Origin of the sequence: uncultured Mycobacterium sp., assembly GCF_964249325.1 — a bacterium.
In the GTDB taxonomy this organism is placed as follows: domain Bacteria; phylum Actinomycetota; class Actinomycetes; order Mycobacteriales; family Mycobacteriaceae; genus Mycobacterium.
This window is the reverse complement of sequence record NZ_CAXUCH010000037.1, coordinates 18,863-26,858: the sequence shown is the minus strand read 5'-3', so window position 1 is coordinate 26,858 and position 7,996 is coordinate 18,863. Positions and strand designations below refer to the sequence as shown.

The window sequence follows — 7,996 nt, the reverse complement described above, 5'->3', positions numbered from 1 at the left end:
GACTTCGGAGCAGGCGCGGGCGCCTCCTTCACCGGATAAATGAGGTTTCCAGCGACGCTGGGCTGCTGACTCATCGCTGGGCGAGCACGAATGCCCAGGGAAACCACCAGCGCGAAAACCCCAACAAAGAAGATCGTCATGACGCTAAGCGCCACCAGCAAGGGCTTGCGGCCCTGGTCCTCGCCGCCGAAGTCAGCGTCGACGGCGGTGTAGGCGTCGTCTTCGGTTGCGGCGAGATAAGCCAGCGGGTTACCCGCATCGGCGTCGGCCACATATGGCTCGACCACTCCGGCCGTCGTCCAATCCGGGACTTGGGAGTAGGCGACAGCGGCGGTCGACGAGGCGAACAGCGGCGCATTGGCTGACGCCAAGGCGGCGCCTCGGGCCAGTGCCATGTCGGGCTCTTCGGGGACGCTCACCGGCAACGCAGTTGCCGCCTCCAGGTGGGGCTTGATCGCGGTGATGTCAACGCCAGCGCCGACGACAAAGACTCCCTCTGGCGGGGACTCCAGCGCATCCAACTGGGCCATCAGGTCGGTTAACTCGCTGAGTGGTGCTGCGCCCTGCACTGGCCGCCGGCGTACATCGGTGATCGAACCGTCGGTCGAGTCGACGATCGCCAGCGTCGCGGCGTCGCGCTCCAGGAACAGCAGCCCGGTGTCGCTATAGCCCACAGCGCTACCGACCGACTGTGTCAAAGCGGCCGCGGCCAGAAACGCCGAGACCAGCATGACGTTCTCGACCTTGTGGTCCGCCAGCGCGTCACGGAGCGCGGCGGCTTCGACAGGGTCGGTCCACGTGACCCCGGTTGCCGCGAGGTGGTAATCGCCTTCTGCAGCGCTCTCCCGAGTTCCGAGGATGGCCGCGATCACCCGCTGCGGCGCGCTGGTGGTTGCCGACCCCTCGTCAGCGGGGAAGTCGAAGCCGTCTTCGTCGACGGTGGCTCCGTCGGCGTTTTCCCCTTCGACGAGCACCATGCGGACCGTCGTGGGGGCCATCGACACACCGAGGACGATGTCCACAGTTCCTCCAAGCCAATTGGCGCGATTACCAGCTTAGCCACCACGGCAAGGTTCAGCGATACGGCGTACCGGACGACCTGGCAGCCCCATCATGGCGATCCGTAAAGAGTCGGTGTCAGCAGGCCGAAGACGGCGAAGCCCGGCGTCAGACCCGCGGATCGGGCCCGTTGGCCGTCATCGCGGCGAACGTCACCAGAAACGATGCCGCCGGAATTGCGTTGACGACGCGGTCGCGCACCCGAATGTGAGCACCCACCGCAAGCGCGAAATACAGTGTCAGCATCGCCGTGGTCAGCCGGGCCAGCGCCGGAAACCGGAATACTGACAGCAACCCCACTGCCGCGGCAGCTTTGACAAGCGGAAAAATCCACCGGATATCAGTCGGAACACCGACCGTGTCAAGGGATTTGGTGATGGCCGGTAGCGGCACCGCGCATGCCACCGCATCCCCGGCTTGGAAGGCCGCTAGTGCCGCATATGTTTTCGGCGATGTGACAAAGCTCATTGCGTTATTTTATTGACCCAACTCAGGCGTCGTCCCGACCGGGCCCTCCACCGGCTTGCGCGCGTCGGCCTCGGCCTTGGCCACCGCCTGCATGATCGCGGGGTCGGTCTGCGTCGAGAACCAATCGGCGATCTCGTCGCTGTCGTCTTGAGGCGTGGGCACGTCCTCGACCGGCGACGGCTGGTACCGGTACACCCCGTCGTCACCGGGTGCGCCCAGCAGTTTGGTGAATCCCTGCAAGGCCGAGCCGAAGTCGCTGGGCACCACCCACACCTTGTTCGCTTCACCCTGGGCCAGCTGCGGCAGCACCTGCAAATACTGGTAGGCCAGCAGTTCGGGCGTGGGCCTGCCGGCCTTGATCGCGGCGAACGTCTTCTCGATGGCCTTGGCTTGGCCCTGGGCCTGCAAGTACGCCGCCGCCCGTTGCCCTTGCGCCCGCAGCATTCGGGACTGCCGGTCGGCCTCCGCCGCCAAGATCGCCGCCTGCTTGGCGCCCTCGGCTTGCAGGATCTGCGCCTGCTTTTGGCCCTCGGCCTGCTTGATCGCCGACTCGCGATTGCCCTCGGCCGTCAAGATCATCGCCCGCTTCTCCCGGTCGGCCTTCATCTGCTTTTCCATCGATGCCTGAATCGACGGCGGCGGGTCGATGCTGCGCAGTTCCACGCGGGCCACGCGCAGCCCCCAGCGGCCGGTCGCTTCGTCGAGCACCCCGCGCAGCTGCCGGTTGATCACCTCTCTGGACGTCAGCGTCTGCTCCAGCGTCATGCCACCCACCACATTGCGCAGCGTGGTTGTGGTCAGCTGCTCAACGCCGACGATGTAATTGCTGATCTCGTAGACCGCGGCCTTCGGGTTGGTGACCTGGAAATAGACCACGGTATCGATGTTGAGCGTCAGGTTGTCCTCAGTGATCACCGGCTGCGGCGGGAAAGACACCACGCGCTCCCGCAGATCCACCCGGGCGCGGACCCGGTCGATGAACGGCACCAGCAAGGTCAGCTGCCCGCTGACCGTGCGGCTGTACCGGCCCAACCGTTCGATCACCGCGGCCTCCGCCTGCGGGATCAATGCCACCGATTTGGCCACCACGATGGCGGCGAAAATCACTAAAACAGCTAGCATCACCAGACCAGCAACCGCACCTTGCATTGGGTTCTCCTATTGCTCCAGAGGGCTTAGATGTTTTTCCACACCACCGCGGTGGCACCGTCGATGCGCATGACGGTTACCAACTCGCCGGGCTCATAGACGTCGGCGTCGTCGAACGGCCGCGCCGTCCACAGTTGACCGTCCAATTTCACTTGACCTGCGTCTCGTGCGACGCGGTCGACAACCAGCGCGTTCTTGCCCTCCAGCGCCTGCACCCCCGTCGATACTCCCTTCGCTGGCGTCAGCCGCCGCCGCAGCGAAGGACGCACTAGCACCAGCAAGAGAACCGAAACCACCAGGAATACCGCCCCGTCGGCCCAGATCGGCCAATTCAGCAGCCAACTCGTTGCGGCCGCCGCCAGCGCCCCGCCACCGAGCATCAACAGGGACATGTCGCCGGTCAACGCCTCCGCACCAGCGAGTCCCAACGCGAAGATCAGCCAGAGCAGGGCTGCAGGCATGCGGCCAGGATATCGCGTGAACAGCCGCAATCACGGCGAACAACTAGACTGCGAGACCATGTGGTGCCCCAGTGCGACGCTCTCCGTATGGGCTAACGCTTGGCTTGCCGCCAAGGCGGCGCCCGATGACGTTCTCGATGCGTTATCACGCTGGGCGCCAAGGCAATCCGTCACCGCGTATGATGCCGTCGCGGCTGGGCACACCGGTCTGCCGTGGCCCGACGTACATGACGGCGCCGCGGTGTCGCTGTTGCAGACGCTGCGCACCGCAGCGGGCCGGCCGGCGGTCAACGGTCCGTCAGTGAATGTGGTGTTGCCGGTGCCCGGCGATGTGCGGGGGCTGGCGGCCGGTACGCAATTCGAGCGTGATGCGCTCGCGGCTGGGGAGGCGATGATCGTGAGCGATCCCCGCGACCCGTCGGTGGCCGTCGGACTGGTCCCGGAGTGCCGATATGACGAATCCGACGACGAAACCGACACGCCCGAATTGTGTGCGCTGTCTTGGACGGTGTATTCGCTGCCCGCGGCGCCCACGCTCGACCACGACGAGCTCGGCGACGCCGAATACGCGCTGCGCTCAGCGGTGCGGTCGGCAGCCGATGCCCTCGGCACTCTCGGACTCGGATCCGCCAACACCGACGTCGCCGATCCGCGGGGACTGGTCGAGCAGCTGGTCGAATCCTCGCGCCGCCACCGTGTTCCCGACCACGCGCCGTCACGGGCATTGCGCGTTCTGGAGAATGCGGCACACGTCGACGCGATCATCACAGTCAGCCGTGGGCTGAGCCGGTTGCCCACCGCAGCGCAATCCGCGTCGCAAGCTCAGATCGCCACCGAGGCGCTACGCCCGCTGGCCGCGGTGGTGCGTTCGGCCAGGATGGCCGCGGTCAGCGCGATTCTTCGGTCGGCGTGGCCGTGCTGACCGACAACCATTCGGCAACACAGTGCGGCGGTCGGCACGGCGCACCGTTGATGCTCGCCGCGCAGCCCGGCACCGGATCGGGCGCGCTGATCCGCGCCGGCTCGCGGCCGTAGCGAAGTTCGTCGATCAAGCCGACGGCTAGCCGGGCGAATCGCCGATCGGCGTTGGGAGTACTGGCCCGCGCGAACGCCATGCCCGCCGCCTCGGCCTGCGCCCGCACCTCGTGATCGAGATCCCACACCACCTCGATATGGTCGGCCACGAACCCGATGGGACACACGATGACGGCCTTGGTGCCCCCCTCCGCAAGCGTCGCGACATGATCGGCGACATCGGGCTCCAGCCAAGGGGTTTGCGGCGGGCCTGATCGCGACTGCCACACCAAATCGTAGTCGGAATACCCGGCGGCGGCAGCAACTAGGCTTGTGGCATAAGCGACTTGGCGGCTGTACAGCCGAGGTCCGCAGCGCTGGTCGGCGGCGACCGGGATCGAGTGCGCGGTGAACACCAGCCGCGCGCCCGCCGGCACCGTGTCGGCGGCCGCGGCGATGGCATCGGCGAACATCTCCACGAACAGCGGATGATCGAAGTACGGCCGTAGTTTTACCAGCTCGGGCGCTTCGGCGCCGGCCGCTGCCCGGGCCCGGGCAATGTCCTCGACATACTGGGTGCAGCTGGAATAACCGCTCCACGCCGACGTCGTGAACACTACCGCACGGCGAATCCCGTTGTCGCGCATTGTCGTAACGACATCCTCGACGTAAGGCTCCCAGTTACGGTTGCCGAAATATATCGGCAAGCTGCCGGCTAGTTCCGCGCGCAGCTGGGCGACCAGCGCCCGGTTGATGCCGTTGATCGGCGACACCCCACCGAAGTGCAGGTAGTGTTCGGCGACTTCATCGAGACGCTCTGGTGGCACGCCGCGTCCCCGGGTGACGTTCTCCAAAAACGGCCGCACCTGTTCTGGCCCCTCCGGTCCACCGAAGGACAACAGCAGGACAGCGTCAAACTGCATCAGAGCAGCTGGGTATGCGCACCGCCGTCGGCGTAGATGATGTCCCCGGTGGTGGCCGGCAGCCAGTCGGACAGCACCGCGCACACCGTCTTTGCGACCGGGGTGGCGTCCTTCATGTCCCAGCCGATCGGGGCCCGCTGGTCCCAGCCCTGCTCGAGCAGCTCCATCTGCTTGCTGGCTTCTTCACCCAGCGCGCCGCCGACAATCGCGCTCATCGCCAGCGTCCGAATCGGGCCGGCCGCAACAAGGTTGGACCGCACACCGTACGGACCGGCCTCACGCGCGACGAACCGATTCACCGACTCCAGCGCGCTCTTGGCCACCGTCATCCAGTTATAGGCCGGCATCGCCCGGGTGGGGTCGAAGTCCATGCCGACTATCGCGCCGCCGCGATTCATGATCGGCAGCAGCGCCTTAGCCAGTGACGCGTACGAATACGCCGAAATGTGAATGCCTTTGGAGACGTCGTCAAAAGGCGCGTCGAAGAACGGGTTGATGCCCATCCCGCTGGGTGGCATGTAGCCGATCGAATGCACCACGCCATCGAGCTTGTTGCCTTCCCCAATGACTTCGATCACCCGGTCGGCCAGCGTGCCGAGATGGTTCTCGTTTTGGACGTCGAGTTCGAGCAGCGGCGGCTTTTCAGGCAGCCGGTCAAGGATGCGTTCAATGAGCCGCAGCCGGTCAAACCCCGTGCAGACCAGCTGCGCGCCTTGTTCCTGCGCCACCCGTGCGATGTGGAACGCGATCGACGCATCGGTGATGATCCCGGTAACCAGAATCCGTTTACCGTCAAGCAGTGCTGCCATGTCCGTCCTTATGTCGAGGGAGTGCCGGCGAAACCTAGTGACCCATCCCCATCCCGCCGTCAACGGGAATCACCGCGCCGGAAATGTAACTGGCGTCCTCGGAAGCCAGGAAGCTGACCACACCGGCGACCTCGTCGGCGGTGCCGATCCGCCTTGCCGGGATGAAGTCCAGTGCCCCCTTTTGGATCCTCTCATCCAGCGCGCGCGTCATGTCGGTGTCGATATAACCCGGTGCCACCACATTGGCAGTGACCGACGCCTTCGTCAGCTCCCGCGCGATCGAGCGGGCCATGCCGATCAGGCCGGCCTTGGACGCCGCGTAGTTGGCCTGGTTTCCGATGCCCCAGGTGGCCGAGACCGAACCCATGAAGATCATCCGCCCGAACCGCTTTTTGGTCATGCTGCGCGATGCACGCTGGGCCACCCGGAAAGCGCCCGTGAGGTTCGCGTCGATGACCTTTTGGAACTTCTCTTCGGTCATCCGCATGAGGAATGCGTCTGCGTTGAGGCCGGCATTGGCGACCAGAACCTCGACCGGGCCCTGGTGCTCTTCGACGGCGGTGAACGCCGCGTCGACGGCGGCGGAGTCGGTGACGTCGCACTCCACACCGAATAGCCCCTTCGGGGCGCCGGAGGCCCGATGGGTCACCGCGACCTTGTGCCCGTCCGCAGCCAAGCGGCGTGCCACGGCCAACCCGATCCCCCGGTTTCCCCCGGTGACCAATACCGATCGGGCGATGAATGGTGGTCTGCCCGCGGCGGGGGCTTCAGTCGGTTTTTCGGTAGCAACGTCAGTCACCCCGTCAACTTAGCGTCTCGCGAGCGCGACGCCGACATCGGCTGGCTCCTCGCCCAGTGGCCACTTATGGCACGCTTTCCGAGGCGAAAGCGTGCATCAAGTGGCCACTCGGCAGGCGAAAGTCAGGTCGGCAGGCGCCGGTTGATCAGCAACGCCGCCAATGCCGCCAGCGCGAGGATCAGCGAACCGAGCCGCAGCCAGCCGACGCTGGCGTCGCCCTTGATCGTCTCGTAGCCGATCTGCTGCTGCAGTGTCGAGTAGACCTGCTTGAGTTCCTGCAAGTTAGACGCGTTGTAGGCGTTGCCGCCCGACAGCTCGGCGACCTTCTTCATCGTGGTGTCGTCGACCGGCACCGGCTGGCGCTGGCCGTTGATCTCGACGAAGCCGTACGGGGTGCCGAACGAGATCGTCGAGATCGGCACACCCTGGTCCTTGGCGGTTCGCGCCGCGGTGAACGCTCCCTTGGGGTTGTCCGGATTGGTCGGCACGGTTTCCTTGCCGTCGGAGAACAACACGATTCGCGCCGGCGGCGGGGTGTCGCCACCGCCGATCACCGCCCCTACCGTGGCGATGGCCTGCAGCGCGGTGAAAATACCCTCGCCGGTGGCAGTACGGTCGGCGAACTGCAACTTGTCCAGGGCGGCCTTGGTCGCCGCCCGGTTCGTGGTCGGGGAGACCAGCACGGTCGCAGTACCCGCATACGCGATCAATCCGAGATTGATACCCGGGGTCAGCTCGTCGGCGAACGTCTTGGCGGCCTCCTGCGCGGCGACCATCCGGTTGGGTTCGACATCGGTGGCCCGCATCGACTGCGACACGTCGATCACCAGCATCACCACCGCGCGGTTACGGGGAATCCGCACATCATGGGTCGGGCCGGCCATCGCGATCGTCAGCAGCAGCAGCGAGGCCACCAACAAGATCGCCGGAAGGTGACGCCACCGCGTAGGTCGTTTGGGCGCAACGCTTTCCAGCAGTTCCATGTTGGCGAACCGCAGCATCCGGCGATGCCGCGCCACCTGCGCGATGATGTACAGCCCGGCCAAGCCGAGGACGGCCAGCAAAAACAGGAAGAACCACGGGTGGTCGAAGCCGGAGAGCGTCATCGGCCCGAGCAACGGCAGCGTCATCGCGGACCGGTATCCGTCACTGCATCCCCGCCAATGCCCCGCGCCGGCGCGACTCGACGAACCGGACGATGTCGGCGATCCAATCGCGATCGGTGCGCAGCGACAGCAGCGGCGCTACGCACCCGCGCAGCGTTTGGGCCACCTCCGCGCGGTGGGCCGCCGCCGCCATGGCGAAGTCGTCACG

Annotated in this window: 9 protein-coding genes; 1 reads left to right on the top strand and 8 read right to left on the bottom strand. The window is 65.9% G+C overall.

Translation table 11 applies throughout. The features are described from left to right. The 4 genes from ACFE99_RS07435 to ACFE99_RS07420 form a co-directional block, all read right to left on the bottom strand. Positions 1–1,022, bottom strand: a 1,022-nt coding sequence (locus ACFE99_RS07435) for a hypothetical protein (protein WP_375483876.1), incomplete at its 3' end; no start/stop codon positions are given. Positions 1,023–1,167: 145 nt separating this feature from the next. Next, entirely contained in the window at positions 1,168–1,527 is a 360-nt protein-coding gene (locus ACFE99_RS07430; protein WP_375483874.1) for a DoxX family protein, read from the bottom strand. A 9-nt stretch (positions 1,528–1,536) separates the two neighbouring features. After that, a complete protein-coding gene (locus tag ACFE99_RS07425) occupies positions 1,537–2,676 on the bottom strand; it encodes an SPFH domain-containing protein (RefSeq protein ID WP_375483872.1) in 1,140 nt (379 codons plus the stop codon). Between the two features lie 26 nt (positions 2,677–2,702). Continuing rightward, positions 2,703–3,137, bottom strand: coding sequence for an NfeD family protein (locus ACFE99_RS07420; RefSeq protein ID WP_375483870.1), 435 nt, complete (start codon positions 3,135–3,137; stop codon positions 2,703–2,705). A 58-nt stretch (positions 3,138–3,195) separates the two neighbouring features. Between ACFE99_RS07420 and ACFE99_RS07415 the strand changes: the two genes are divergently transcribed. Then, positions 3,196–4,059 carry a hypothetical protein gene (locus tag ACFE99_RS07415; protein WP_375483883.1) on the top strand — a complete coding sequence of 288 codons (864 nt, stop codon included), beginning with the start codon at positions 3,196–3,198 and terminating at the stop codon, positions 4,057–4,059. Here ACFE99_RS07415 and ACFE99_RS07410 read toward each other — a convergent pair. The 4 genes from ACFE99_RS07410 to ACFE99_RS07395 all read right to left on the bottom strand — a co-directional run bounded on the left by ACFE99_RS07410 (position 4,025) and on the right by ACFE99_RS07395 (position 7,812). Continuing rightward, positions 4,025–5,074, bottom strand: a complete 1,050-nt coding sequence (locus ACFE99_RS07410; protein ID WP_375483868.1) for a ferrochelatase — start codon at positions 5,072–5,074, stop codon at positions 4,025–4,027. The two genes, ACFE99_RS07415 and ACFE99_RS07410, sit on opposite strands and share 35 nt — an antisense overlap. Next, a complete protein-coding gene (gene inhA / locus ACFE99_RS07405) occupies positions 5,074–5,883 on the bottom strand; it encodes an NADH-dependent enoyl-ACP reductase InhA (protein WP_375483866.1) in 810 nt (269 codons plus the stop codon). The genes ACFE99_RS07410 and inhA overlap by 1 nt, the downstream gene beginning before the upstream one ends. 34 nt (positions 5,884–5,917) lie before the next feature. Further along, the gene (gene fabG1, locus ACFE99_RS07400) at positions 5,918–6,682 is read right to left on the bottom strand and encodes a 3-oxoacyl-ACP reductase FabG1 (protein ID WP_375483864.1); all 765 of its coding nucleotides are present in this window, start codon (positions 6,680–6,682) and stop codon (positions 5,918–5,920) included. Positions 6,683–6,804: 122 nt separating this feature from the next. Next, positions 6,805–7,812, bottom strand: coding sequence for a VWA domain-containing protein (locus ACFE99_RS07395; RefSeq protein WP_375483862.1), 1,008 nt, complete (start codon positions 7,810–7,812; stop codon positions 6,805–6,807). Between the last annotated feature and the right edge of the window lie 184 nt (positions 7,813–7,996).